We start from the raw sequence: 23,191 nt of genomic DNA, 5'->3' as shown, positions 1-23,191 counted from the left end.
AGCACAAAAACGCGTTTGCGCAGCGTGCTGCGTCACCGTCGCCCGCCGCAGGTCACCAGGGGCCGTCCTAGACTCGGTCGCGTGCGCCACCTCACCCCCCTCGCCCGCTTCGGTGGCCTTGTCGCCACCGGTCTGCGCGATGTCACCAACGACCCCGCGGCCCTTGAATCAGCGGGATTCTGGGCCGTCTGCGCCGATTTCGAAGGCGGCGCTCCGGTCTGCGCCCGCTTCGACTCCGTAAGGCGGGAGGAGGTCCCGCTCCCCGTGCCCGGAGCCTGGTCCGGGCCGGCTCCGACGGCGTGGACGTCCTCGCTCGACAAGGACGCCTACACGGCGGGTGTCCGGCGGATCCGTGAACACATCGCGGCCGGGGAGGTCTACCAGGCCAACCTCTGCCGCGTCCTCACGGCGCCGCTGCCCGTGCCCGACGCGGACGTGGACGCCCTCACCGCTCTGCTCGCCCGGGGGAACCCGGCGCCGTACGCCGGCACGATCCGGCTCCCGGAGCGCGGCGTGGAGATCGCCACCGCCTCGCCCGAGCTCTTCCTCTCCCGCGACGGCCGCACCGTCGAATCCGGACCGATCAAGGGCACCGGGCGCACCGAGGACGACCTCCTGGAGAAGGACCACGCCGAGAACGTCATGATCGTGGACCTCGTCCGCAACGACCTCGGCCGCGTCTGCGAGCCCGGGAGCGTGAGCGTTCCCGATCTCTGCGCCGTGGAGAAGCACCCCGGGCTCGTCCATCTCGTCTCCACCGTCCGCGGACGGCTCACCGGCGGCGAGGGATGGCCCGGACTGCTGACCGCGGCCTTCCCGCCCGGCTCGGTGACCGGCGCGCCCAAGTCGAGTGCCCTGACGATCATCGAGGCCCTGGAGACGGCACCGCGCGGGCCCTACTGCGGCGCCGTCGGCTGGGTGGACGCCGACCGCGGCACCGCCGAACTGGCAGTCGGTATACGGACCTTCTGGATCGACCGCACCGGCCCGGTTCCCGTGCTGCGCTTCGGGACGGGCGCCGGGATCACCTGGGGGTCCGAACCGGAGCGCGAATGGGCGGAGACCGAACTCAAGGCTTCCCGGCTGCTCGCGGTAGCGTCGGGCGCACACGAGGAAAGAGGAAGGACCGCGTCATGAGGATCTGGGTCAACGGCGCGCTGCGCGACGCGGACGACGCCCGGCTGTCCGTACTGGACCACGGGCTCACCGTGGGGGACGGCGTCTTCGAGACCGTCCGGGTCGCTTCGGGACGGCCGTTCGCCCTCACCCGGCACCTCGACCGGCTGACCCGTTCGGCGAGAGGGCTCGGCCTGGGGGACCCGGACCACGACGAGGTCCGGCGCGCGGTCGGGGCCGTCGCCGAGGCCAACCCCATGGAGCTCGGCCGGATGCGGATCACCTTCACCGGCGGTCTCTCGCCGCTGGGGTCGGACCGCGGCGACTCCGGGCCCAGCCTCGTCGTGGCACTGGGGGAGACGGCGCGCCGCCCCGACACCACCGCGGTGGTCACCGTCCCCTGGACGCGCAACGAACGCGGCGCGGTCACCGGCCTCAAGACCACCTCGTACGCCGAGAACGTCGTCGCCCTGGCCCGAGCCCATGAGCGGGGCGCGTCGGAGGCGATCTTCCCCAACACGGTGGGCCGGCTCTGCGAGGGAACCGGCTCCAACGTCTTCGTCGTGCTGGACGGCCGGATCCACACCCCACCGGTGAGCTCGGGATGTCTCGCCGGGATCACCCGCGCGCTGGCCGTCGAGTGGACCGGCGCCCAGGAGACGGATCTTCCCCTGGAGGTGCTGGAGCAGGCCGAGGAGATCTTCCTGACCTCGACTCTCCGTGACGTCCAGGCCGTGCACCGGGTGGACGGGAGGCAGCTGGCGGACGTCCCCGGCCCCGTCACGGCCAAGGCCATGCGGATCTTCGACGAGCGTGCGGCCGACGATCTCGACCCGTAGGAGCCGCAGGAGCGGGCCGCGATCGCCGAAAGGGGATGACGGCCCGCCGCCCAGGGGGTACAAATCCCTGATGACCACGACGATCCGGCCGTCCGGGCCGGTCCAGCAGAGCGCCGACGGCTCCCGCTCCCGCACCTACGACGTGTGCGACAACGGGCGCGCCGTGGGCTCGGTCCGCGTCTCCACCGACCCGGCCTTCGGCCCTTCGGCGGGGGTGATCCAGGCGCTGGGCATCGAGGAGTCCCGCCGCAGGCGAGGCCGGGGGACCATCGCCGCGCTGGCGGCGGAGGAGGTCCTGCGCGGCTGGGGCTGCACCCGGGTGCGCCTGGTGGTCCCGGCGGACAACGCCGCGGCGCGGTCGCTCGCCGCCGTGCTCGGCTACACCGAGCAGAGCCGCAACATGGTGAAGACCCTCCGCCGCACGGCGCCCGCGCTGCCGGAAGGAGCCGCCGGACGCCCCATGACGGAGGCGGAGTTCGCCGGGTGGTCGGCCACCGCCGTGGACGCGTACGCACGGAACTGGGTGGAGCGCGGTGTCCCGGAGGAGCAGGCCCGGCGCAAGTCCGAGACCGACCATGCCACGAGCCTCCCGGAGGGGCTGGCCACCCCCGGGATGTACTTCCGTGTCCTCGTGCACGAGGACACGGCCGTGGGGCACGTCTGGGTGGCGCGGCGCCGGATGCCCGACGGGGCCGATCGCGGCCATGTCTTCGACGTCGAGGTGCGCGAGGAGCACCGGGGGAGCGGTCACGGCCGTGCCCTGATGCACCTCGCGGAGGACGTCACGCTCGACGCGGGCCTCGGCGTGCTCGGCCTGCACGTGTTCGCCGACAACACGCCCGCGCTCCGGCTGTACGAGTCGCTCGGCTACGAGGTCACGCAGTACAACCTGGCCAAGCCCCTCTGAGGCGCCCGAGGGCCCTGGAGCCGTCGTGGGAGCCGGTCAGCTCCGATCGGCGAGCAGGCGGTCCGCGATCTCCTCGATGCGGCCTCGCAGCCCTTCCTGGCTCTTCCCGCCGTCCAGCCTCTCGTCGCCGATCACATAGCTGGGCGTCCCGGTGACGCCGATCGCCTTGCCCTCCGCCTGGTCGGCGTCCACGATCAGCAGATGACGGCCGTCGATCAGCGCCGTATCGAACTCCTCCGCGTCCAGGCCCAGTTCACCGGCCACTTCCAGCAGTACCGGCTCGCCGCCGCGGGCGAGGTCGGCGGTGCGCGCCAGCAGGGCCTCGGCGTAGGGCCAGGCCCGGCCCTGTTCGGCGGCCTCCTCGGCCGCCTGCGCCGCGGCGTACGCGTGCCGGTTCTTCTCCAGCGGGAAATGGCGCAGCCGGATCTCCAGCCGGTCGCCGTAGCGTGCGCGCAGGGCGCGGACGTCGGTCAGGGCCTGGTGGCAGTCGGGGCACTGGAGGTCGCACCAGAGGTCGAGGACGACCGGCGCGGGGGAGGAGGAGTCGCTCATGGCGCCAGTCTTCCAGGGCGGGACCCGCGCGTCCCCATCGGGACCCGGGGAGGAGCCGAGCCCTGAGATGTCCCTGATGTGCTCTCGTACCGTGGCCCCTCCCGGTGGGTCCGGTGCAGGATGGAAGTGACGTCGTTCCGACCCCTGGAGGCTCCGATGCTTGCCGAGACCATCTGTTCCGCGGTGTCGGCGGCAGGGCTGGGGATCGCCGCGATCACCGCGTACCGCAAGCGGTTCCTCACGGCGACGCGGATCGCCGCCTACTCGCTGGTGCCGGTGGGCCTGGTGATGACCGGTGTCGTCGAGTGGGTCTCGGACATCGCCTTCAAGCCGAGCGTCTGGATCGGGTTCGGGCTGCTCGGGGCGGCCTGGCTGTTGTTCATGATCACGCGCAGCGTCGAACGCCGCCGGGGTTCCACCCGAAAGGAGCGCAAGGCCGCTCGGGCGGCCGGGCAGGGTGGCGCGGTCGCCCCGTCCGCCTCCTCGCCGTCGCTGACCACGGGTGCGGCGGCCCCGCGGGCGGGGGAGCCGGCGGAGAAGAAGCCGCGGCAGGCGGCCGCGCCGGGCGACGACTTCAGTGACATCGAGGCGATCCTCAGGAAGCACGGGATCTGACGAGGACCCCGACCCCGGAGCCGTGGGCCACTCGGGATGTGAATCGATTCATGCCCTCGGGCCCGCTGATGGGCTTGGCCACCGTTGGCTCGGTATATTCGACGGACGTGTCGGCCTCGATCTTGACGTGGAGCGGTCGCGAGGTTAGCGTCCGACCGGATTGAATCATTTCAAACCGTGTGTGATCGGCAGGCCGGTCCGATCGCGAGCAGCGGGGGCGACGTGACGGCGCCGTGTCCCCGTGCGAGGGCCGGCGCCGACGCGCGGCGCCGCGGCGTCAGTGGGGCAGGACAAGTGGGGCGTGTGGCAGGGATCAAGGACGTGGCCCGGCAGGCCGGAGTCTCCGTGGGGACGGTCTCCAACGTGATCAACCGGCCCGAGGCGGTGCTCCCCGACACCCGCGCCCGCGTACTGGCGGCGATCGAGGAGCTCGGCTACGTGCGCAGCGAGTCCGCCCGCCAGCTCAGGGCCGGCCGAAGCCGCATCATGGCGCTGCTCGTGCTCGACATGGGCAACCCCTTCTTCGTCGACATCGCCAGGGGCGCCGAGCGAGCGGCCCGGGAGGCCGGACTCGGTGTGATGGTCTGCAACAGCGGCCAGAGCCCGGAGGAGGAGGCCGAGTACCTGGGACTCTTCGCCGAGCAGCGGGTCTGCGGCGTCCTGGTCACGCCGGCGGACGCCAGCGGCGGAAACCTCGACGCCTTCGCCCGTCACCGGATCCCCTACGTGCTGGTCGACCGGGTGGCCTCGTCCGGTGACACCTGCGCGGTCTCGGTGGACGACGTGCGCGGAGGGATGCTCGCGGTCGGCCATCTGGTCTCGGCCGGTCACCGCTCGGTCGCCTATGTGAGCGGGCCGGGAGACCTCCACCAGATCAGGGACCGGCGGGAGGGAGCCCTCGCGGCGCTCGCCGAGGGCGGCCTCGGCCCCGAGGCCCTCGTCGAGATCCCGTCCGAACGGCTGGACGTGGCCGCCGGCCGCGACGCGGGAGCCCGGCTGCTCGGCCTCGTACCCAGGCCGACGGCCGTGTTCTGCGCCAACGACCTGCTCGCGCTCGGCGTCCTGCAGTCCCTGTACGCGGCGGGGGTGCGGGTGCCGCAGGACGTCGCCATCGTCGGCTACGACGACATCGAGTTCGCCGCCGCGGCCGCCGTGCCGCTCACATCGGTGCGCCAGCCCGCCGTGACCATGGGCAGGATGGCCGCAGAACTCCTGCTGGAGGAGGCGGGCGACCGGAAGGGGGCCCATCGGCACCGGAGCGCGGTGCTCCAGCCGGAACTCGTGGTGCGCGCCTCCAGCGCCGCGCAGCGCTGAGCCAGGGCCGGCGGAGCCGGTACGGCGGCCGGGGGCAGCCGCGGGCCGTCCGGCGGATCATGCAGCGGACGCGGGTCCTGGCGGCTTGTCGCCGCGGTGGGCGAGGTCGCGCGGTCGGCGGGGCCTCACGGCCGTCGGGCGGCGGGCCTGAGTGCCTCCGCCCCCTCCGTCCGCAGGCGGACTGACCCGGCCCCGACCGCCCGTCGGCCCGCGCCGGCGAGGCGCCGCCTGCCCCGGCCCCGACGCGCCGGAGAGGCACTGGGCGGTGCCCGCCGGCGAACGTCTGCCCGGACGCTCGGACGGGGGAGCGAATCAGATCCTCCGGGGCGGGTGAACCGCCCCTGCAAAAAGCTCAGTTGATCACCCGGAGGCGCCGCACTGCGTCATGATCGCTGCGAGATGGTGGACACATCACGGGGCGAGGCCCCCGCACCCCCTGCCGAGGAGCCGCGTGGCTGCCTCTTCGCGCTGTCCCAGCCACCGCTGATGATCTTCTTGACGGTGGTCGGAAGCCTGCTGCTCATGGCGGCACTGCACGACCTGTTCCTGCTGTGAGCCGACGCCGTCACCCGTCGGCCGCCCCGCCCCCGGGCCGCCCTCCTCCCGACGGTCCACGCGGCGGGACGTCAGCCCGCGGCTTCCCGGCGCCGGGCCCGGTACGCGGCGACGTGGAGCCGGTTCCCGCAGGTGCGGCTCGAGCAGTACCTGCGCGAACGGTTGCGCGACAGATCGACGAAGGCGTCCCGGCAGTCCGGGGCCTCGCAGCGGCGCAGCCGTTCCTGCTCGCCCGCCACCACGATGAAGGCCAGCGCCATGCCGCAGTCCGCCGCCAGGTGGTCCGCGACGGACGCGTCCGGTGCGAAGTAGTGGACGTGCCAGTCGTAGCCGTCGTGATCGGTGAGCTGAGGGGTGGTGCCGGCATCGGCCACCAGGCTGTTCACGAGCCCCGCCGCGGTGCGGGCGTCGGGGGCCGCGAATATCCCGGCGAACCGGCTCCGGACGTCGTGCACGGCCCGCAGGTCCTTGTCGTCGAGGGTCCCCACACCGCTGATGTGGTGGCGCTCCGCGAAGTCGTACAGCGCGGAGAGGTCCGCCAGCCCGTCACCCGCGGCGCTCTCGGGTGACGTGTTCACCAGATCGACCACCGTTTCGAGGGCGATCCGGGTGTCGTGTGGGATCAGCACGCTTCGCTCCCTGGCCTCCGGCGGACGGGCTCCGCCGTTGCGGGCAGACTCTACTGGCTCCCGGGCCGCTCCCGGGGGCCGGTGCGGGTCCCGGAGGGCCGTGCACCGGACTCGTCGGTCCCGGACGACCCCCGGGGGCGACCCAGGGCGCCCTGGGTCCCCGCGGGGCCTCCAGCGGCCTCCCGGCAGGCGCACACCCCGGCGCCGCCGCCGCGGTGGGTTCCGCGGCGACGGCGCCGGTGCCTGCCCTATGAGGTTGTCCGCGCGACGCCGTCTCCCCGAGTCGGACGGCGTCCCGCAGCTCTCGGCCTGGCTCAGCTCTCGGCCAGGATGTGTGAGAGCTCCGTATCGAGGTCGAAGTGACGATGCTCGGTGCCGGGCGGGACCGCGGCGTCGGTCCTCTTCAGGAACGACTCCAGGGCCCGTGCCGGCGCTTCCAGCAGGGCTTCTCCCTCCGGGGAGCTCAGTGCGATGCAGACGACGCCTTGGCCGTGACTCCGGGATGGCCAGACGCGGACGTCTCCGGTGCCGGTGGGCCGGTGCAGCCCTTCGGCGAGGAGGTCACGGGCGAAAACCCATTCGACCGTCTCCTCCGCTCCGGTGTGGAAGGTGGCGTGCACGGCATAGGGATCGGCCGTGTCATACCGCAGGCCCGCGGGTACAGGCAGTGAGGACTCGCTCGACACAACGAGGCGCAGGTGCAGCTCGCAGCTGACCGTGGTGTTCATAAGCGCCAGGGCCTTTCGCTCAGTGTGCGCTCGGGGATTCGCACGTCGGCGAAATCGACATGCCACCTACGGTGGCGTTGTAAACCCCTCTGACCTATTTGTGATGCTTCAGGTCCCTCGTACAGCGGGGTGTAACTTTGGGTCATTCGTCCATTCCGGTGACGCTCGCGACTCCGGTAGGTTGGGATGCATGAACGCGGAGAGTGACGAGCGGAGCGAGGTCGCCGTTTCGGTGGCTTCGGGGTCCGCGGCGGGGGACGAGGGCGGTACGGGACGCGGGCTCGGTTCGCGGGCGCCCGGATTCATCCGGGAGTCGAGGGTCCTGCACCTGAGCTGGCAGGTCGGGATCTTCGTCGTCGGCCTCGCCGTGGTCGGGGCGGGCATCGTGATGCTTCCGCTCCCCGGCCCCGGCTGGCTGGTGATCTTCGGCGGCATGGCGATCTGGGCGACCGAGTTCGTCTGGGCGCAGCTGGTGCTCCGCTGGACCCGGCGCAAGGTCACCGATGCCGCCCAGCGGGCGCTCGACCCCAAGGTCCGCCGGCGCAACATCGTCCTCACCGTGGTGGGGCTGGTGATCGTCGCCGTGCTGGTGGGGATCTACGTCTGGAAGTTCGGCGTCGTGATGCCGTGGAAGATCGATCGGTGACCCCGTGGCGGTCCGGTGGCGCGTGGTCCGGAGGCACCCCTGACATGGGGTAATGTATGCCGTGCGCCGGGGCGATTAGCTCAGTGGGAGAGCGCTTCGTTCACACCGAAGAGGTCACTGGTTCGAACCCAGTATCGCCCACCCCGGACCGATGGCCCGGAAGCTTCACAGAAGCTTCCGGGCCATCGGCGTTTCCGCCCTGTGGCCGCCGCTCCCGCTTGTTCGGCCCGTCGTCACACCACCGAAATTTCGCCCTAACCGTTGACGTGCCCCGCGCGGCTCCCTACTTTGACCCGGCAAGCGCTTTCTAAAACGATTCAATGAGAACGGTGGGGGCGAGCTATGTCTCGGAACAACGGCATGGACAGGCGGCAGCTGCTGAAGCTGGCCGGCCTCTCGGCGGCCGGTCTCGGGCTGACCGCGGCGGGCTGCGGCTCCGGTGGCAGCGGTTCCGGAGGTCCGGTCACGATCCGGCACTCGTGGTGGGGCGCGGACGACCGGGCCAAGAAGGTCCAGCAGTGCGTCGACCTCTTCGAGAAGAAGCACCCGAAGATCAAGGTGAAGACCGACTTCCAGCAGTACGCCGACTTCTGGAAGAAGTTCAACACCCAGGCAGCCGGCGGGAACCCCCCGGACGTGATCCAGAACGCGGTCACCTTCCTGCGCAAGTACGAGGCGAAGAACGTCCTCCTCGACCTCAAGCCGCAGGCGGACAAGGGCAACCTCGATCTCAGCGGCTTCCGTGCCGGTCTCGAGAAGTTCGCCGAGATCGACGGCAAGACCCTCGGCGTGCCGGTCGGCAGCAACTCCATGGCCCTGGTCATCGACGAGAAGGTCTGGGACAAGGCCGGTATCACCCCCGAGCTCGGCTGGACCTGGGACGACTGGTACGCCGGACTGCAGAAGATCCGGAAGGGCCAGGGCATCGCCGGCGACGCGGGGCCGCACGGGGTGATGTACCTGTACGACCTGATACTCCGGCAGAACGGAAAGGCGTTCTTCACCGAGGACGGCATGGGATTCGGCGAGGCGGAGCTGCTGCCCTACTGGACCGAGGCGCTCGCCCGGGTCAGGTCCGGCGTCTACGCCGACCAGAAGAAGGTCGAGCAGATCAAGCCGGCGTCGGCGACCGCGAAGGGCCTCTCCGCCGGCGAGTTCACCTGGGACAACTTCTCCGTCCGCTACAGCGCCGAGGGCAAGAGCAGCTACGGCCTCGCCCCCATTCCCAGCACCGACGGCAAGAAGACCGGCCAGTACCTGGGCTCGCTGATGCTCAGCGGCACGGCCCGTACCAAGCACCCTGCCGAGGTGGCGACCTTCATCAGCTTCATGACCCACGACCCCGAGGTCGCCCGGATCATGGGCTACGACCGCGGGGTGCCCGCCACCACCGCCCAGTTCGAGGCCTACGAGCCCACCGACGCCCCCAGCAAGGCCATCGGGGCGTACGAGACCGAGATCGCCGACGCGGGCGTGCTGGAGACCATCACCCCGCACCCGGCCGGCGCCGACGTCATCGAGGCGGCGTTCCTGCGCATCGGCGGCGACCTGTCCCTGGGCAAGGCCTCGCCGAAGGACGCCGTGAAGCAGTTCTTCTCCGAGGCGAAGACCGCCCTCGCCGCGAACTGAGAGGACCGTGGTGACTCACATCCAGACCTCCCCGGGTGCGCTCGCCACCGGGGACGACCGTTCCGTCACCAAGCGGAACGGTCCCGGAGGAAACGCGCCCCCCGCCGCCGGGAAGCGGCGGGACCGGCGGGAGAACCTCTCCGGCTACCTGTTCATGTCGCCCTGGATCGCGGGCTTCCTGTTCCTGATCGCCGGCCCGATGGTCTTCTCGCTCTATCTGTCGTTCACCGAGTACAACCTGTTCGAGGCACCCCGCTGGATCGGCCTGCAGAACTTCACCGACATGTTCGCCGACCCCCGCTGGCGCCAGTCGGTCAAGGTCACCTCCTGGTACGTGCTGATCGGTACCCCGATCAAGCTGGCCGCCGCACTCGCCGTTGCCATGCTGCTCGCCCAGAAGCGGTGGGGGCAGTCGTTCTACCGGGCTGCCTTCTACGCGCCCTCGCTGATCGGCGCGAGCGTGTCGGCCGCCATCGTGTGGCGCGCGCTCTTCTCGGACGACGCGCTGGTCGACCGTACCCAGAAGGTCTTCGGCATCGAGGTCGGCGGCTGGATCGGCGACCCGGGCATGATCATCTACGCGCTGATCGCCCTGACCGTCTGGCAGTTCGGCGCTCCGATGGTCATCTTCCTCGCGGGCCTCAAGCAGGTCCCGCGTGAGCTGTACGAGGCGGCCGAGGTGGACGGGGCCGGGGCGTGGCGCCGGTTCTTCCACATCACCCTGCCGATGATCTCGCCGGTGCTGTTCTTCAACGTCCTGCTGGAGACCATCCACTCCTTCCAGATCTTCGGCTCCGCCTACATCGTCTCGAACGGCAGCTGCGGGCCGGCCGACGCGACGCTCGTCTACACCTGTTACCTGTACGAACAAGGCTTCGTGAACAGCCGCATGGGCTTCGCCTCCGCCATGGGCTGGCTCCTGCTGCTCGCCGTGGGCCTGGTCACCGCGGTGCTGTTCTGGTCCCAGAAGCGCTGGGTGCACTACGAGGAGGGCGGCCGATGAGTCTCCTGACAGCAGGTCTGCGGCGCCGCGGCGCCGGCGCGATCGCCTGGCACGTCGGTGCGCTGGCCGTCCTCGTGGTGGTCCTCTATCCGGTGGTGTGGACGATCGGGGCCTCCTTCAAGCCCAGTTCCGAGATCATCGGCGGCCTGGACCTGTTCCCCGCCGACCCGATCGGGGACAACTACACCCGGCTCACCGAGGGCATCGCGGACATCCCGATCTCCACGTTCTTCCTGAACTCGACGTACATAGCCGTCGGTTCGGTGATCGGCGTGGTGCTGTCCTGCTCGCTCACCGCGTACGCCTTCGCGAAGGTGCGCTTCGCCGGACGCAACATCATGTTCGCCGTCATGATCGGCACCCTGCTGCTGCCGTACCACGTGCTGATCATCCCGCAGTACGTGCTGTTCCAGAAGCTGGAGCTGATCAACACCTTCACCCCGCTGCTCATCGGCAAGTACCTCGCCACGGACGCCTTCTTCGTCTTCCTGATGGTGCAGTTCATGCGCGGACTGCCCAAGGAACTCGACGAGGCCGCGCGACTGGACGGCTGCGGGCACCTGCGGACCTACTGGTCCGTCGTCATGCCGCTCTGCCGGCCCGCGCTCGTCACCAGCGCCATCTTCACCTTCATCAACGCCTGGAACGACTTCATGGGCCCGCTGCTCTACCTCAACGAGCCGGGCAAGTACACGGTCTCCATGGGGCTGAAGATGTTCATCGACCAGGACGCGGTGGCGGACTACGGCGGCATGATCGCCATGTCGCTGGTCGCCCTGCTCCCGGTGCTGGCCTTCTTCGTGGCCTTCCAGCGCTACCTGATCGACGGCATGGCCACCTCAGGGCTGAAGGGCTGACCCGCGATGGCGACGAAGTCCCGTACCCAGGCCAGGCGTTCACGTGTGATGGACCGCTTCGCCCTGTTCTCCGAATGCCTGCTCGTCGGCGTCTGGATCGCCGTCGCCTCGCTGCCCCTGCTCACCTTCCCCGCGGCCTTCGCCGCGGGCGTCCGTCACCTGCGCCGCTACCTCGCCGGGGAGCGCGGAGGCCTGCGTGAGTTCGCGGCCGACGCCCGGGAGGCCGCACGCGGCGGATGGCTCGTCGGCGCGTCCGTCTGGGCCGCCGCCGCACTCCTCGTGCTCGACCTGGCGGCCGTCCGGGCGGGGCTGCCAGGTGGCCCGCTCGTGGGTGCCGTGGGCATCGTCGCGATGATCGGCCTCCTGGTCGCCGTGGTGCGCGCGGCCTCCTGCTGGGGGCCCGGTGCCCACTGGCGGGCGCTGCTGGCCGAGTCCGGCCGTACCACTGTCCGCGACCCGGCGGGATCCCTGCTGCTCGTCTGCGGGATGGCCGTCGTCGTGCTGTCCGGCGCCCTCGTGCTGCCGCTGGCCGCCCCCGTTCTCGGGGCCGTCGCAGCCGCGGCCACGGCGGTGCGGCAGCGCGAGATCTCGCGCTGACCCCTTCCCCGCCGACCCGTTCCTGTCCTTCCCCTGTTCCGCAATCAGCACGGAGAGAGGCACACCCATGTCCAGGATGCCCCGCAGGACGCTCCTGAAGGCCGCCGCGGCGGCCGGCGCGGCCACACAGCTCAACTGGTCCCTCGGCGCCACGCCCGCCTCGGCCGCACCGGGCGAGACCCCGACGGCCGGACCGGTCGCCCTGACCTGGCTCGAGTCCGGCGGCCTCGGCGCGGCACCCGGCACCACCGTCGGCGTGCCCTGGCCCAAGGGGCAGCACCCGAAGGACCAGACGTTCGCGCTGTCCACGGAGGACGGCAAGGACGTCCCCGTGCAGTCGTGGACGACCGCCACCTGGCCGGACGGCTCCGCCAAGTGGACCGCGCACGCGGTGGGCCCCGAAGCCGCGGGCGCCAAGAAGTTCGCCCTCACCGCCGGCACCCCCGCGGCCCCCGCCCACAAGGTCACCGTCAAGAGCACCGGCGGGGCCATCAGCGTCTCCACCGGCGTGATCACCGCGAAGATGGGGAAGAGCGGCTCCTCCCTGATCACCTCGCTCACCCGCGGCTCCACCGAGATCGCCAAGGACGGCCGGCTCGTCCTGATCCGCCAGGGGGAGATCGAGGACGGGGACCAGGGACGCGAGTCCTACGAGCGGTTCGAGAGCGCCGTCACCACCGCCGAGGTGGAGCAGAGCGGCCCCGTCCGGGCCGTCGTCCGGATCGAGGGCAAGCACCGCCGGGGCAACAAGGCGTGGCTGCCCTTCTCCGTGCGGCTCTACTTCTACGCCGGCGGTGAATCGTTCCGCATGGTGCACACGATCACCTTCGACGGCAAGCAGGAGCCCGGCAAGGCGAGCGGCGACTTCATCCGCGGCCTCGGCGTCCGCTTCACCGTCCCCATGCGTGACGAGGCCTACGACCGCCACATCCGCATCGGCGGCGAGGGCACCGGGATGCTCCGGGAGGCGGTCAAGGGCATCACCGGACTGCGCCGCGACCCCGGAGCCGCCGTCCAGGCCGCCCAGTTCGAGGGCACGAAGCTGCCGGACCCGGCCACCTGGGACCAGCGCGTCACCAGCCGCCTCCACCTCATCCCCACCTGGGGCGACTACACCCTCAGCCAGCTCTCCGCGGACGGCTTCTCGCTGCGCAAGCGCACCAAGAAGGGGCACGGCTGGATCGCGGCCGGCGGAGGCCGCAGGGCCTCGGGCTTCGGATACGTCGGAGGCGCGAGCGGCGGTCTCGCCTTCGGACTGCGCGACTTCTGGGAGAAGTTCCCCGCCCAGCTCGACATCCGCGACGCCCACACCGACGCCGCCGAGGTCACCATCTGGCTCTGGTCGCCCGAGGCCGAACCGATGGACCTGCGCTTCTACCACGACGGCCTCGGGCAGGACACCTTCGCCGAACAGCTCGAGGGCCTCAACATCACCTACGAGGACTACGAGCCCGGCTTCGGCACCCCCTACGGCATCGCCCGCACCAGCGAACTCCTCTTCTGGGCGCACGACTCCACCCCCGGCGCCACCGCGCTCGCCCAGCAGACCGAAGCCGTCCGCACCCTCCCGCAGCTCGCCGCGCCGCCGTCCCAGCTGATGGCAGCGAAGGTCTTCGGCGGCCTGTTCTCCGCCGTCGACCGCTCGACCCCCGCCAAGGCGAAGATCGAGGACCACCTCGACTTCCTGTTCACGTACTACAAGGACCAGGTCGAGATGCGGCGCTGGTACGGGTTCTGGGACTACGGCGACATCATGCACTCCTACGACCCCGCCCGCCATCAGTGGCGCTACGACGTAGGCGGCTACGCCTGGGACAACTCCGAGCTCTCGCCCGACCTCTGGCTCTGGTACGCCTATCTGCGGTCCGGACGCGCCGACATCTTCAGGTTCGCCGAGGCCATGACCCGGCACACCGGCGAGGTCGACGTCTACCACCTCGGCGAGTGGGCCGGCCTCGGCACCCGCCACGGCATCCAGCACTACGCCGACAGCGCCAAGCAGCAGCGCATCGCCAACACCACCTACCGGCGCTTCTACTACTTCCTCACCGCCGACGAACGCGTCGGGGACCTCATGCGCGCCAACGTCGACTCCGACGAGACGTTCCTCGCCCTCGACCCGCTCCGCAAGGTCCGGACCGACGTCTACACCCCCGACCGGCACGCCCTGTCCGTCGGCTTCGGCACCGACTGGAGCGGACTCGTCTCCGCGTGGCTCACCGAATGGGAGCGCGGCGGGCCGCAGGCCGTCAAGGCCAAGGCCCGTGTCATCGGCACCATGGAGACGATCGCGGCCCAGCCCAACGGCTTCGTCCAGGGAAGCGGCCTGTACGACCTGGACACCGGGAAGTTCGCCGTCGCCACCGAACCCGTCGTCAGCGTCTCCCACCTCTCGGCGGTGTTCGGTCTCAACGAGCTGTGCGCCGAACTCATCGACCTCGTCGACGTACCGAAGTTCAAGGAGGCGTACCTCGACTACTGCCGCTACTTCAACGCGACGAAGGCCGAGCAGAAGGCGCGCTACGGCTCCGACTTCGGGAGCCTCATCCTCTTCCAGGGACACTCGCGGCTCGACGCGTACGCCGCCGTCCAGACGGGCGACGAGAAGCTCGCGGCCCGCGCCTGGGAGAAGTTCTACAACAGCGACGGGTACAAGGAGTCCGCGCCCTGGAAGACCGAGGAGGTGACCGGCCCGGTGACCACCGTCCCCGGCAGCGAGGCCAACTGGGTCTACACCAACGACACCGCCCTCTACGGCCTCGCCGCCATCGAGAACCTCGCGCTCCTCGGTGACAAGATGCCGGCCGGCGCCTGACGGCCGGACGGGCCCCGGCCCCGTACGGAGCCGGGGCCCGTCCTGCCAGGGCGTGTTTCGAAAGTGGCGCCGTCCGCCCGCCGAGCAGGTGGGACTGTCGAAACACGCCCCAGCGGCGTCACCGCATCCGGCCGAAGCTCTCCCGCACCCGGCGCGCGTCGCGCAGCCGCTGCTCGTACGTCGCGCCGACGGCGAGCAGCAGCAGACCGACGAGCGCCGGGGGCGCCCAGCGCGGGAGGGCGTCGAAGACCTGGACCACATGCGGGGCCAGCTCGTGCAGGCCGTCCAGCGCCAGTACCGAACCGCCGAGCACCAAGGGGGCCTGGAGCCGCAGCCGGGCGCCGGCCAGGGTGATCACCAGCGCGCTCACGCCCAGCAGCAGGGGCCGTAGCCAGTGCGGGTCACCCCAGGCGACGAAGAGGCTCGGCACCAGCGTGGTCGACAGGGCGGGCCCGTAGGCCACCCACGAGGACACCGCCGGCTCCCTGCGCCGGCGCAGGTGCCCCACCGCGAACGCCGCGAGGGACACCGGCAGGGTGTACGGCTCCGGGTCCGTCACCCCCGAGGCCGCCAGCCGCACCCACGCCGCGGCCACGAACAGACCGGCCGCCGCACCCCCGGCGACCCGGCGCCGCTCAGGGCGCAGCGCCGCCGCCGCGGCCAGCACCCCGCACATGCCCAGCACCAGGGCCAGGAACGGCGCGTCCGTCACCGAGAGGCACACCGCGACCAGGGCGGCGAACGCACCCGCGCACTCCACCGGGACAGCGACCACCGGCACCCGCGAACGGGCACCGAACAGCACCGTCGCCGCCGTGACCAGCAGCACCGGCGCGGCCGTGTGCGGGGCGCTCCACCCCAGCGACGCCCCGGTGGCGCAGGCGGCGGCGACCGCGGACAGCACACAGGCGCAGGCGAGCACCGACCGGACCACGGGTACCCGCGAACGGGCCGCCCCCGCGCCGAAGAGGACCACCAGGGCCGCGAGTACCACGTGCGTCGCCGGCTCCGCGGCCAGCCCGAGCAGCCCCGCGCTCACCGCCCCCGCCATGGCGCAGACCAGCCAGGTCACCGCCAGGGCGTCCGCGCCGCGGCGCGCGGTGAGCGCCAGCAGCGCCGCGACCAGCAGCAGTTCCCCGCCCACCGCTACCGGGAACGGCACGTCCGCCACGACGAGCAGAGCCAGGCACGCGCACCAGCCCAGCACCGACGCGGCCGCACCGGCAGCCGCCCGCCCGCTCCTCCAGGCGAGCGGATGAGGCCACCGGACGTGGAGCGCGGCCGCCAGGATCGCCGACAGTGCCAGGACCACGGGGGAGGCGAAGGACGCCGGCCACAGCACCGACGCCCCCAGAGCGTCCTGGAAGCCCCGCGGAGCCCCCGACCACACATCTGCGACGGACGACACCGGCCCCAGCAGAGCCATCGCCGGTACCGGCGCCGCCCAGATCACCGCCGCCGCCACGACGGTCACCGACGCGGCCGACACGCCCCACGCGACCGGGCGCGGAACCGGCAGCCGTAGCACCGCCGCGAGAGCGGCACCGCACACCAGGTACGCCACGACCGCCCAGTGCCACGGCAGTTCCGCCGACGGCACCCCACCGGCGGCGGCCACCGCGGCCGCACCCGCCACGAACCCACCGGGCACCGCGAGTCCACCCGGTGCTCCCCACGCCCCGAACAGCGCCACGCCCGCCCCGGCCAGCAGCAGGGCCGCGGCGGCGAGAGCGGCGGGTGCGCCGCCCGCCGACACGGACAGGCCCAGCCCCAGGCCCATGGACACCAGCCCCGTCAGCCACGCCGCCACACAGGCGGTGACCCGCACCCCGGCCCCCCGGCCCCACCGGGCGACGAGGACGTCCGCCGCCGCGGTCACCAGGAGCGCCCAGCCGAAGCCGGTCGCCGACGCGTCGGCCGCCCAGGCGGTGAACAGCAGCGGCAGCTGTGCCGCGACCACAGCGGCGGGCAGCGGCGTCCGCAGCCGGCCGAGCAGCAGCCCGTACACCACCCATACGACGGCCAGCACGGTCGACGCGACCGCGGAGAACACCACGCCGTCCGTGCCCGGAGCCGCCACCTCGTGGAGGGCGATCGCGTCCAGAACCGTCAGCAGCAGGGCCAGTACGGCCACCGCCTCCGCCGTGGAGGGCAGCGCGCGTGCCAGCAGCACGGCCGGAGCCGCCATCGCGCACGCGGTCACCGTCGCCAGCACCGCCGAACGCCCGGCGATGCCCATCTCCCCCCAGCTGAACAGGGTGAACGCGATGGCCGCGACCGCCAGCAGCAGACCACCGAGGACAAGCAGCACGTTCTGTGTGCCGTGCGCGGGGCCGGCCGGCCGGGCCGGAGGGCGGAAGGCCGGGAGGACCGGGTGCGCGGGCGCGGCGAAGGGCTGCGGGGCGGCCGGTGCGTGCAGCACGCTCAGCAGCCAGGAGCGGCGGTTGAGCAGCTGGATCCGACGGGCGTCCAGCCGGGCCAGTTCTTGGTCGAGGAGGGCCAATTCCTCGGCGGGCGGCGGCACATGAGTCATGTCCGCGAGTGTGGCGGCCGCCACACCGTTCGGCATGCGCGCGGATACTCAGTCCCTCGATGAGTAGCGGTTTGAACCCGGGGCGCCGGGCCCTGTATGGTTCAACCCGTTCCCGGGCGATTAGCTCAGTGGGAGAGCGCTTCGTTCACACCGAAGAGGTCACTGGTTCGAACCCAGTATCGCCCACCCGGGGAAAGCCGGTCCGTCAACACCACCGACGGACCGGCTTTCGCGTACCCGGACCCGGATCAGGCGGCCGCGGGCAGCGCGGGACGCAGTGGCCAGGAGGTGTCCACCGCCTCCGGCGTGCCGTTCTTCTCGAACCAGGCCTGCAGCCCACGCGCCTGGGCGGCGTGCCACACCGCCTGGAGCGAGTGGACCTCGGCGGGCGACAGCCGTTCCAGCCGGGCCGAGAACCGTCGCCCCACCGCCCGTACCAGCTCCAGGGACGCGGCCGCGTCGGCCGCCGCGTCGTGTGCGCCGTCCAGGGGTACCCCGTACAGCTCGCAGAGATCCGTCAGGGTGCGGCGGCCCTTGCGGTAGCGGTCCAGGTGCTTGTCCAGTACGCGCGGATCCAGCACGCAGAGCGGCTTGTTGCGCAGATAGCCCGACAGCGACGACGCACGGTGCCGTCGCAGCTCACGGTCCAGCAGCGTCAGATCGAACGGGGCGTTCATCACGACCAGCGGACGCCCCGTGGCGCACTGCTCCGCCAGTGCCCGGGCTATCTCCTCGACGACCGGTGAGGGCCACCGGCCGTTGCGCTGCAGGTGGTCGTCCGTCAGACCGTGGATCTCGGTGGCGCCGGGCGGCACCGGAATCCCCGGATTGACCAGCCAGCGGGTGACGCGGAGCCGTCCGCCCGCCGCGTCCTGGACGACCAGGGCGGCCGAAACGATCCGGTCCTCCTCGACGTCCACGCCTGTCGTCTCGGTGTCAAAAGCCGCCAGCGGCCCCTCGAACCAATGCATCATCCCCGAACTCCTCGCGCATGGACGGCAGATGGCGGGATTCCTCTGCCCGGTTCGGTGATACCCGCACCCTATGCCTGATACGCCGTTTACGGGCCTGCTCCTGTGGAGACAACACAACTGACGGGCAAGGAAGTCGACCGGCCCGTCAGCGGAGACCGGGCAACCGGTCGGCACAGCCCGGAAGGCACGGAGCCATGGCGCTCGCGCAGCCGAACCCAGGGAGTCCCGCCCGCACCGAGGACCACGGGGGAAAGCCGCCGCAGCAGCGGGACGCACCACCGCTGCGCGGCACACTCGCCACCACCGCCTGCATGGAGACCCTCCAGGTGGGCTACCTCCACGCGGTCGCGGCCGCGGCGGGCTGCTCGCTCTCGCAGCCCTTTCCCGACAACGGCATCGACTGGCACGTCAGCCACGGCGCCCCCGGCCACGTCGTCGACGACGAGGTCACCATCAAGGTGCAGCTCAAGTGCACCTACCAGATCCCACCGCACCCGCCCGGCCCCGCGTTCTCCTTCACCCTCGACAACGCCCACCTGGTGAAGCTCGCGCGTACCCCGGTCTCGGTGCACAAGATCCTCGTCGTGATGCTCGTGCCCCGCAGCCAGGACGACTGGCTCCGGGCCGGACACGAGGGCCTGGACCTGCGCCACTGCTGCTACTGGACCAATCTCGCCGGCCACCCCGTGACCGGCCGGCACCGGACCACCGTACGGATCCCGACCTCGCGGATCTTCGACGACCGCGCACTCTGCGACATCATGGCCCGGGTCGGGGCGGGAGGGAGACCCTGATGCACCGGTCGATGGACGAGCCCACCGGGGGGACGGTCCCGGCGGGCAGCCGCGCCCACCCCTGCGCCGACGGCCCGGAACCCTCGGGCACCCCCGACCCGGAACGCGTCGACCCCGCCGCACTCACGGCCCTGCTACGACGGCACGGCTGGCACAGGAGCGGGGGAGCGCAGGGCCGATACAGCCGCTGGACGCAGCCCGGTCCCGCCCCCGCCGGCACCAGTCTGCTCGTGCCGGACACCACGGCCTTCCCGGACAGCGCCGACCTGCTCGAAGAGGCCCTCACGGCGCTCGCCCGCAGCTCCGCCCCCTCCGCCCGGGACATCCTCGTGGCCCTCACCGTCCCCAGCGACGAGATCCGCTGGTGGCGCGAGGTCCCCGACGAGACCGCCGTCGCCGCCGACTGGACCGGTGCCGACCAGCTGCGCACCGCGGCCCGGCAGATACTCCTCGCGGGCGCCCTCGCCGTACGCGGCAGGGCGGGCTACCACGGCAACCGCCACCACAGGAAGGCCAGGAGCACGCTGGACGGCACGCTCGTCGGACCCGCCTCCGACGGCCGCGGCCTCACCGCCTTCCTCCCGGTCGCCACGGGGCGGCCCGTCGCCGCACAGCTCTACGCGGCGCTGCACGCGACCCGCGAGGCCGTCGACTACCAGCGCGCCACCGGAGGCATGGAGGCGTTCGACGCCGCCGTCGCCGCGGGGGTGTGCAGGGAGCTCACCGAGGCGGTCGTCGACCTCGTCCGGGGGGCGGAGTCCGCCAGGATCAGCCTGGCCTGGGCCCCCGCCGTGGACATTCCCGAAGGCTGTCCGGCCCGCCCCGGACCCGTCGAGTTCTCCCCGGGGGATCTGCCGGCACTCCGTCTCGCCGGAGCGCGCTACCTGCGCGAGGAGCCCGCCGTCCCCGTGCGGATCACCGGGGCAGTCGTGCGCCTGCGCCGCTCCGGGCCGCGCGGCCCCGGCGTCGTGCGGCTGCGGGTGCTGGCCGGGGCCGAGGTCGCGCACGTGCGGATCGAGCTGGACGAGGAGGCCTACCGGATCGCCGGCCACGCCCACCTGGTGGGACTTCCGCTGCGCGTGGAGGGAAGGCTGGAGCGGCGAGGCGGATTCCGGCGGCTCACCGGAGCCTCACAGGTGGCGCCGGTCCAGGTGGACGAGGCGGAGCGCGACCGGCTCATGAAGTCGCTCCACGAGAACGTCGACTTCTTCGAGGAGGCCTGCGGGACCGGCGAGGAGGCGTAGCCGCGGGTATCCCTTTCGCGCCGAGGGCCCCCGGCTCGGTACGATTCCTCTCGCGCGCGCAACGAGGAAAGCGACGCACCCCCTCAGTCAGGAGAGACCGGTGTCAGACGTCCGTGTGATCATCCAACGCGATTCCGAGCGGGAAGAGCACGTGGTGACGACGGGCACGACGGCCGCAGAGCTCTTCCCCGGGCAGCGCACCGTCGTGGCCGCCCGGATCGCCGGAGAGCTGAAGGACCTCGCGTACGAGCTCAAGGACGGCGAGGTCGTCGAGCCCGTCGAGATCTCCTCCGAGGACGGCCTGAACATCCTGCGCCACTCCACCGCCCACGTGATGGCGCAGGCGGTGCAGGAGCTCTTCCCCGAGGCCAAGCTGGGCATCGGCCCGCCGGTCAAGGACGGCTTCTACTACGACTTCGACGTCGAGAAGCCGTTCACGCCCGAGGACCTCAAGGCCATCGAGAAGAAGATGCAGGAGATCCAGAAGCGGGGCCAGCGCTTCTCCCGCCGGGTCGTCACCGACGAGGCCGCCCGCGAGGAGCTCGCCGACGAGCCGTACAAGCTCGAGCTCATCGGCATCAAGGGCTCCGCCTCCACGGACGACGGCGCGGACGTCGAGGTGGGCGGCGGCGAGCTGACCATCTACGACAACCTCGACGCCAAGACCGGCGACCTGTGCTGGAAGGACCTTTGCCGGGGTCCGCACCTGCCCACCACCCGCTTCATCCCCGCGTTCAAGCTGATGCGGAACGCCGCGGCGTACTGGCGGGGCAGCGAGAAGAACCCGATGCTCCAGCGCATCTACGGCACCGCCTGGCCCACCAAGGACGAGCTCAAGGCGCACCTGGAGTTCCTGGAGGAGGCCGCCAAGCGCGACCACCGCCGCCTCGGCAACGAGCTGGACCTGTTCTCCTTCCCCGACGAGATCGGCCCCGGCCTCGCCGTCTTCCACCCCAAGGGCGGCGTCATCCGCCGGGCCATGGAGGACTACTCGCGGCGCCGCCACGAGGAGGAGGGCTACGAGTTCGTCTACAGCCCCCACGCGACCAAGGGCAAGCTCTTCGAGAAGTCCGGCCACCTGGACTGGTACGCCGACGGCATGTACCCGCCCATGCAGCTCGACGACGGGGTGGACTACTACCTCAAGCCGATGAACTGCCCGATGCACAACCTGATCTTCGACGCGCGCGGCCGCTCGTACCGTGAACTCCCCCTGCGCCTCTTCGAGTTCGGCACGGTCTACCGGTATGAGAAGTCCGGTGTCGTCCACGGCCTGACCCGCTCGCGCGGCTTCACCCAGGACGACGCCCACATCTACTGCACCAGGGAGCAGATGGCGGAGGAGCTCGACCGGACGCTCACCTTCGTCCTCAACCTCCTGCGTGACTACGGCCTGACCGACTTCTACCTGGAGCTCTCCACCAAGGACGAGACCAAGTTCGTCGGGTCGGACGAGACCTGGGAGGAGGCGACCGAGACACTGCGCCAGGTCGCCGAGAAGCAGGGGCTGCCCCTGGTCCCGGACCCGGGCGGCGCCGCGTTCTACGGTCCCAAGATTTCGGTGCAGGCGCGGGACGCCATCGGCCGGACCTGGCAGATGTCGACCATCCAGCTCGACTTCAACCTGCCCGAGCGCTTCGACCTGGAGTACACCGGTCCGGACGGCTCCAAGCAGCGGCCGGTCATGATCCACCGTGCGCTGTTCGGGTCCATCGAGCGCTTCTTCGCCGTGCTGCTGGAGCACTACGCAGGCGCGTTCCCGGTGTGGCTGGCCCCGGTCCAGGCGGTCGGCATCCCGATCGGCGACACCCACATCCCCTACCTCCAGGAGTTCGCCGCCGAGGCGCGGAAGAAGGGGCTGCGGATCGAGGTCGACGCCTCCTCGGACCGGATGCAGAAGAAGATCAGGAACCACCAGAAGGCCAAGGTCCCGTTCATGATCATCGTCGGCGACGACGACATGAACGCCGGCACGGTGTCCTTCCGCTACCGCGACGGTTCGCAGGAGAACGGCATCGCCCGCGACGAGGCGATCGCCAAGCTCGTCGGTGTGGTGGAGCGTCGCGAGCAGGTCTGATTCCTCACCGGGAGAAGCCTCCGGGGAGAGCTAATCGCTCCCCGGAGGCTTCTTCTCGTCCTCCCGCTGGAAAAGCTCCACCAGCCATGACGAGAACGAACCGGTCACCGCTCCGAGCAGCGCCAGTCCGCAGGCCATCAGGAACGCCGCGATCACCCTGCCGCCCGCCGTCACCGGCACCGCGTCCCCGTAGCCGACCGTGGTGAGCGTCTCGCACGCCCACCACACCGCGTCGCCGAACGTACGGATCGTCGAGCCGGGCGCACCGCGCTCCTGGTGGTACACCGCGAGCGCGGCGGAGAAGCCCAGCAGCCCGGAGGTGAGGCCCGCGTAGGACATCACCCGGGCGTAGAGGCCCAGCCGCGGTCTGCCCGCGCGCCGTCGCTGCACCGCCGTGTACACCTTGACCATGCGCAGCGGGCGCAGCAGCGGCAGGATCACCACCACCGTGTCGAGCCAGTGGGTGTGGACGAAGCGCGCCCCGAGGCCGCTCAGCCGGAACCGGACGACGTAGTCCACCACGAACAGGAGCCACGTCGCCGCGACGAGCGCCAGGGCGATGTCCCTCCACGGCTGGGAGCCCAGCGGGGCCAGGACGCGGACCGCGTAGCCGGCGAGGAACACCAGGGCCGCGACGAAGAGCGGGACCTCGGTGCGCTCCTCCCATTCCTTGAGGCGGCCGGTGTCGGGGGCGGTGCGGTCACTCATGGCGCCAGCATCGCCGTGCCCCGGCGGCCCCGGCCCCGGCGACACGCGCGGCGGGAGTG

Annotated in this window: 21 protein-coding genes and 2 tRNA genes; 17 read left to right on the top strand and 6 right to left on the bottom strand. The window is 71.5% G+C overall.

Going from position 1 to position 23,191, the window contains the following annotated elements:
- Positions 1-81 precede the first annotated feature (81 nt).
- From ACFXOA_RS19135 to ACFXOA_RS19125, 3 genes are all read left to right on the top strand, one after another.
- Positions 82-1,137 carry a chorismate-binding protein gene (locus ACFXOA_RS19135; RefSeq protein ID WP_385029417.1) on the top strand — a complete coding sequence of 352 codons (1,056 nt, stop codon included), beginning with the start codon at positions 82-84 and terminating at the stop codon, positions 1,135-1,137.
- The gene (locus ACFXOA_RS19130) at positions 1,134-1,955 is read left to right on the top strand and encodes an aminotransferase class IV (RefSeq protein ID WP_385029414.1); all 822 of its coding nucleotides are present in this window, start codon (positions 1,134-1,136) and stop codon (positions 1,953-1,955) included. Before ACFXOA_RS19135 ends, ACFXOA_RS19130 begins: the two co-directional genes overlap by 4 nt.
- Before the next feature lie 70 nt (positions 1,956-2,025).
- Positions 2,026-2,862, top strand: a complete 837-nt coding sequence (locus tag ACFXOA_RS19125) for a GNAT family N-acetyltransferase (RefSeq protein ID WP_385029411.1) — start codon at positions 2,026-2,028, stop codon at positions 2,860-2,862.
- Positions 2,863-2,898: 36 nt separating this feature from the next.
- Here ACFXOA_RS19125 and ACFXOA_RS19120 read toward each other — a convergent pair whose 3' ends face one another.
- A complete protein-coding gene (locus ACFXOA_RS19120) occupies positions 2,899-3,414 on the bottom strand; it encodes a DsbA family protein (RefSeq protein WP_385029408.1) in 516 nt (171 codons plus the stop codon).
- 156 nt (positions 3,415-3,570) lie between these two features.
- Between ACFXOA_RS19120 and ACFXOA_RS19115 the strand changes: the two genes are divergently transcribed.
- From ACFXOA_RS19115 to ACFXOA_RS19105, 3 genes are all read left to right on the top strand, one after another.
- Positions 3,571-4,029, top strand: a complete 459-nt coding sequence (locus tag ACFXOA_RS19115) for a hypothetical protein (RefSeq protein WP_385029405.1) — start codon at positions 3,571-3,573, stop codon at positions 4,027-4,029.
- 294 nt (positions 4,030-4,323) lie between these two features.
- On the top strand, positions 4,324-5,343 hold the full coding sequence (locus ACFXOA_RS19110; RefSeq protein WP_385029402.1) for a LacI family DNA-binding transcriptional regulator: 1,020 nt from the start codon (positions 4,324-4,326) through the stop codon (positions 5,341-5,343).
- Positions 5,344-5,742: 399 nt separating this feature from the next.
- Positions 5,743-5,898, top strand: coding sequence for a hypothetical protein (locus ACFXOA_RS19105; protein ID WP_018515251.1), 156 nt, complete (start codon positions 5,743-5,745; stop codon positions 5,896-5,898).
- A 71-nt stretch (positions 5,899-5,969) separates the two neighbouring features.
- Here ACFXOA_RS19105 and ACFXOA_RS19100 read toward each other — a convergent pair whose 3' ends face one another.
- Together ACFXOA_RS19100 and ACFXOA_RS19095 are read right to left on the bottom strand one after the other, a co-directional pair.
- Positions 5,970-6,527, bottom strand: a complete 558-nt coding sequence (locus tag ACFXOA_RS19100) for a CGNR zinc finger domain-containing protein (RefSeq protein ID WP_385029399.1) — start codon at positions 6,525-6,527, stop codon at positions 5,970-5,972.
- Between the two features lie 314 nt (positions 6,528-6,841).
- Positions 6,842-7,255, bottom strand: coding sequence for an SsgA family sporulation/cell division regulator (locus ACFXOA_RS19095; RefSeq protein ID WP_003959770.1), 414 nt, complete (start codon positions 7,253-7,255; stop codon positions 6,842-6,844).
- Between the two features lie 190 nt (positions 7,256-7,445).
- Between ACFXOA_RS19095 and ACFXOA_RS19090 the strand changes: the two genes are divergently transcribed.
- From ACFXOA_RS19090 to ACFXOA_RS19060, 7 genes are all read left to right on the top strand, one after another.
- Entirely contained in the window at positions 7,446-7,901 is a 456-nt protein-coding gene (locus ACFXOA_RS19090) for a TIGR02611 family protein (protein ID WP_385029396.1), read from the top strand.
- Positions 7,902-7,970: 69 nt separating this feature from the next.
- Positions 7,971-8,042: transfer RNA gene (locus ACFXOA_RS19085), tRNA-Val, on the top strand.
- 201 nt (positions 8,043-8,243) lie between these two features.
- Positions 8,244-9,530, top strand: coding sequence for an ABC transporter substrate-binding protein (locus tag ACFXOA_RS19080; protein ID WP_385029393.1), 1,287 nt, complete (start codon positions 8,244-8,246; stop codon positions 9,528-9,530).
- Between the two features lie 10 nt (positions 9,531-9,540).
- Positions 9,541-10,533 (top strand): sugar ABC transporter permease, encoded by a 993-nt coding sequence (locus ACFXOA_RS19075; protein ID WP_362554059.1) that lies wholly within the window; start codon positions 9,541-9,543, stop codon positions 10,531-10,533.
- Entirely contained in the window at positions 10,530-11,390 is an 861-nt protein-coding gene (locus ACFXOA_RS19070; protein ID WP_385029390.1) for a carbohydrate ABC transporter permease, read from the top strand. Before ACFXOA_RS19075 ends, ACFXOA_RS19070 begins: the two co-directional genes overlap by 4 nt.
- Before the next feature lie 6 nt (positions 11,391-11,396).
- A complete protein-coding gene (locus ACFXOA_RS19065; RefSeq protein WP_385029387.1) occupies positions 11,397-11,987 on the top strand; it encodes a hypothetical protein in 591 nt (196 codons plus the stop codon).
- A gap of 67 nt (positions 11,988-12,054) precedes the next feature.
- A complete protein-coding gene (locus ACFXOA_RS19060) occupies positions 12,055-14,802 on the top strand; it encodes a Tat pathway signal sequence domain protein (RefSeq protein ID WP_385029384.1) in 2,748 nt (915 codons plus the stop codon).
- A gap of 118 nt (positions 14,803-14,920) precedes the next feature.
- Here the strand turns inward: ACFXOA_RS19060 and ACFXOA_RS19055 are convergent, their stop codons facing one another.
- The gene (locus ACFXOA_RS19055) at positions 14,921-17,335 is read right to left on the bottom strand and encodes an SCO7613 C-terminal domain-containing membrane protein (RefSeq protein ID WP_385029381.1); all 2,415 of its coding nucleotides are present in this window, start codon (positions 17,333-17,335) and stop codon (positions 14,921-14,923) included.
- Positions 17,336-17,449: 114 nt separating this feature from the next.
- Between ACFXOA_RS19055 and ACFXOA_RS19050 the strand changes: the two genes are divergently transcribed.
- A tRNA-Val gene (locus tag ACFXOA_RS19050) sits at positions 17,450-17,521 on the top strand.
- Between the two features lie 62 nt (positions 17,522-17,583).
- Here ACFXOA_RS19050 and ACFXOA_RS19045 read toward each other — a convergent pair.
- A complete protein-coding gene (locus ACFXOA_RS19045) occupies positions 17,584-18,309 on the bottom strand; it encodes a 3'-5' exonuclease (RefSeq protein WP_385029378.1) in 726 nt (241 codons plus the stop codon).
- Between the two features lie 194 nt (positions 18,310-18,503).
- On the opposite strand from ACFXOA_RS19045, the gene ACFXOA_RS19040 reads away from it, so the two are divergent.
- The 3 genes from ACFXOA_RS19040 to thrS all read left to right on the top strand — a co-directional run bounded on the left by ACFXOA_RS19040 (position 18,504) and on the right by thrS (position 22,424).
- Positions 18,504-19,103: a DUF4365 domain-containing protein gene (locus ACFXOA_RS19040; RefSeq protein ID WP_385029376.1), complete on the top strand. Its 600-nt coding sequence runs from the start codon at positions 18,504-18,506 to the stop codon at positions 19,101-19,103.
- Positions 19,103-20,347 carry a hypothetical protein gene (locus ACFXOA_RS19035; protein ID WP_385029373.1) on the top strand — a complete coding sequence of 415 codons (1,245 nt, stop codon included), beginning with the start codon at positions 19,103-19,105 and terminating at the stop codon, positions 20,345-20,347. The genes ACFXOA_RS19040 and ACFXOA_RS19035 overlap by 1 nt, the downstream gene beginning before the upstream one ends.
- Positions 20,348-20,447: 100 nt before the next feature.
- The gene (gene thrS / locus ACFXOA_RS19030; RefSeq protein ID WP_385029370.1) at positions 20,448-22,424 is read left to right on the top strand and encodes a threonine--tRNA ligase; all 1,977 of its coding nucleotides are present in this window, start codon (positions 20,448-20,450) and stop codon (positions 22,422-22,424) included.
- Between the two features lie 30 nt (positions 22,425-22,454).
- Here the strand turns inward: thrS and ACFXOA_RS19025 are convergent, their stop codons facing one another.
- The gene (locus ACFXOA_RS19025) at positions 22,455-23,132 is read right to left on the bottom strand and encodes a potassium channel family protein (RefSeq protein ID WP_385029367.1); all 678 of its coding nucleotides are present in this window, start codon (positions 23,130-23,132) and stop codon (positions 22,455-22,457) included.
- Between the last annotated feature and the right edge of the window lie 59 nt (positions 23,133-23,191).

This window comes from Streptomyces sp. NPDC059166, from assembly GCF_042755185.1.
Classification (GTDB): domain Bacteria; phylum Actinomycetota; class Actinomycetes; order Streptomycetales; family Streptomycetaceae; genus Streptomyces.
This window is presented reverse-complemented; position numbering and strand designations above follow the sequence as displayed.